Genomic DNA, 3,006 nt, shown 5'->3' with positions numbered 1-3,006 from the left:
TTCACGAACGCCGGGTGGTCCTGGATGAACCAGGTCGCCGCCCTGGTGTTCGCCGGCTACAGCGTGATCCTGCCCGATCTGCGCGGGCACGGCCTGTCGGATCCCGCCGCCGACGTCACCACCGTGGACGATCTGACCCGGGATGTGATCGGGTTGCTCGACCATCTCGCGATCGCGCGCGTCTCAGTCTGCGGCTTGTCGCTCGGCGGCATGATCGCGCTGACGCTCGCGCTCGAGCAGCCGCAGCGGGTCGACCGGCTGGTCGTGGCCAATTCGCGGGCCGCGTTCAACGACCCGGCGACGGCGGATCTCGTCGCCGGCTGGGTTGAGATATTTCATCAGCCGGGCGGGCCGCTTCGACGCTTCCAGGCGACGTGGCCCGTGATGCTCAACGCGCAGTACCGGGAGAGCTCGGCCGGACGCGCGACTTACGCGACCTGGTGCCGCTTGGCCGAGCGACACGTTGGGTCCTCGCTCGCGAACGTCGCCCTCGGCATGCGCGCGTTCGACGTCGCGGGCCGCCTCCAGGGTATCGGAAATCCCGCCCTGGTGATCGCGGGCGAAGAGGACAAGCTGTTCCCGCCCGCCGTCGCGCGCGAGGTCAGCGACGGCATGGCCGATGCGCAATTCATGATCATCCCTGGGGCGGCGCACATCTCGTCCCTGGATAGCGCGGAGACGTTCAACGCGGGCCTGCTCGCCTTCCTCGCCGGTTGAGCGTGACCGCTGAACCCCTCGGATGTTCCGCTGGTACGGGTGCTCCCCTCAGCGCGGCGGGACGTCCCAACCCGCCTGCTTCAGCCGCTCGCTCCCGTTCGGTCCGGTCACGAAGGCGATGAAGGCGCGTGCCGCGCTTGGGACCCGCGTCGTCGTCGTGACGGCGGCGGCGTAGGGCGTCCACGTGTTGACGGCCTCGGGCAGGAACCCGGCGAACGCCACACCTGGTGCGTCGATGAGCTCGCTGGCCTGCTTCAGTCCGATCGCTGCCCGGCCCGAGGCGACGGCCATGGCCACTTCGGCGCCGGTGGAGCCGAGCAGCGCTTTGGCCTGCACGGCCTCAGTGAAGCCAGGACGGGTCAGCATCCCCTCGAAGATGGCGCCCGCCGAGCCGCCGCCCTTGGGATCGATGTAGGCCACAGCGGACACCGCGAGGAGCGCGGCGCAGAAACCCGCTTCGCTCGTCAGGTCGGAGAGAGCGGCCCCGGATTTGACGGCGGCGCCGAGCCGCATGCGTGCGACATCGATCTTGGTCTTCGGCCGGATGTCGCGGCGCGCGACGAGCGCGTCGATGCTGGCCGAGACGGTCATGACCACGTCGGCGTCTTCGTGCGCGGCTAGCCTGGCGTGGACGCCGCCCGCATTGGTGATCGTCAGGAAGAGGTGATCGCCTGTCATTGCCTCGAACGCCGCAGCGAGGTCGCCAGGCTAGCCTCGCTGCCCAAAGATGCGCGGGTGGAAGGTGACGGTTTCGATCGGCATCACGCGGAAGGCCCGGGTGCTCTGGAGTCTTCCCATCGCCAGATCATCCGTTCGAAAAAACATGCCCGAAGCTGTTGGAGCGCGGCCTGCCAGCCTCAGGCAAAAGTCGAAAGATCCTGGAACCAGTGCTGGGCCTGCACATAATCCTTCACCCGGGGCGAGAGCGCATGCGGATTGGTGTCGTGCACCACCCAGACTTGAACAGCATCGTCCACGACAATTTGGTGGATCAGCGCCAGCAGCCTGTTCTGTTCGTCCGTATCAAACGTAGTCTTGACCTTGTCGCACAGGGCGTCGACCTCTGGATTGCGGTAGTGGCTCCAGTTCAAGCCGTTCGGGGCGATCTGCCTCGAATCGTAGAAGCGCAGGATCGCGTTGAACGGATCCGTGGTAACGTAGGCGACGTTACTTGCCGTGATCCCTTTAAGGCTTGGGTCGGCCGCGCCTTGCCGCCACGCGGTATAAGACACCTCCTGCTCCACCGTCTTGAACGCGACCTGGATGCCCACTTCGGCCCAGCTCTGCTGGATGAATTCGTTGATCGGCAGCGACAGCATCTGCCCAGTGCCGCCGGTCGGGATCAGGATCGTGGCCTTCACGGGGTTCTCGACCGAGTACCCAGCCTCTTGAACTAGTTTGCGCGCAGCATCGAGGTCCGTCTTGATCTGAAAGCCAGGCTTTCCGAACCACGCGCTCGATTGTAGCACCTGTCCAACAGCCGGCTGGGCGAGGCCGCCCATGAGCTGCACCACGCCGGCTCGGTCGACGGCGAGGTTGGCGGCCTTGCGCAGGCGCAGGTCCCGCCAGGGCGAGCCCTCCAGCATCGACAGGTGGTAGTTCCAGACATGCGGCGTGTCGTTGCCGATAATCCGCATGCCGGCAGCCTTCAGGCGCGGTACCGCGTCGGGGGCCGGCAACTCAATCAGGTCGACGTTGCCCGACAGGAGCGCGTTCACCCGGGCGAGATCCTCGGGTAAGCAGGTGAGCGTGAGCTTCGCGATCTTCGGGACGCGCTTGGAGTTCCAGTAGCTCACGTTCGGCAGGAGTTCGAGGCGCACCCGCGGGACCAACTGGCCCAGTCGGAAAGGCCCGGTGCCTGACGGCTCGAAGGCGAACTTCGCCCAGTCCCGGCCAACCTTCTCGTACTGCGCGGGCGATGAGATCAGGAACCAGAGCATCTGGTAGGGGAACAGGCTGTCGGGCGTCTTGGTGGTCACCTGGACGGTCTTGGCGTCGAGCTTACGGTAGCTCGCGACGCCAGGCAGGCGCGGGCGGACCTGCGCGGCCTGCCGCTGGTCGAACTGCGGCGCCTCCTTGGTGAGCACCTTGTCGAAGTTACAGATCACCGCGTCGGCATCAAAGGCCAGGCCGTCGTCGAACGTGACGCCGTCGCGCAAGTGGAAGGACCAGCACTGCGGTTGGGCCTGATCGACCTCCCAGGACGTGGCAAGCCCGGGCACCATCTCGCCGGGACGGTCGGCGACGTCGAGCTCCCAGGCGACCAGTGGATCGTACAGGGTCAGTCCG

At 66.5% G+C, this 3,006-nt stretch carries 2 protein-coding genes and 1 pseudogene; 1 reads left to right on the top strand and 2 read right to left on the bottom strand.

Annotation, left to right across the window (positions count from 1 at the left end; translation table 11 throughout):
- Positions 1 to 717: alpha/beta fold hydrolase (locus tag MKK84_RS25635; RefSeq protein ID WP_243924850.1), on the top strand; the 717-nt coding region annotated here is incomplete at its 5' end.
- Between the two features lie 48 nt (positions 718 to 765).
- On the opposite strand, the pseudogene MKK84_RS25630 reads toward MKK84_RS25635, so the two are convergent.
- A pseudogene (locus MKK84_RS25630) lies at positions 766 to 1,407 on the bottom strand (molybdate ABC transporter substrate-binding protein); the annotation flags it as partial.
- Between the two features lie 167 nt (positions 1,408 to 1,574).
- Positions 1,575 to 3,006, bottom strand: a 1,432-nt coding sequence (locus tag MKK84_RS25625) for an ABC transporter substrate-binding protein (protein WP_243924848.1), incomplete at its 5' end; no start/stop codon positions are given.

This window comes from Methylobacterium sp. E-065 (assembly GCF_022829605.1).
Classification (GTDB): Bacteria; Pseudomonadota; Alphaproteobacteria; order Rhizobiales; family Beijerinckiaceae; genus Methylobacterium.
This window is presented reverse-complemented; position numbering and strand designations above follow the sequence as displayed.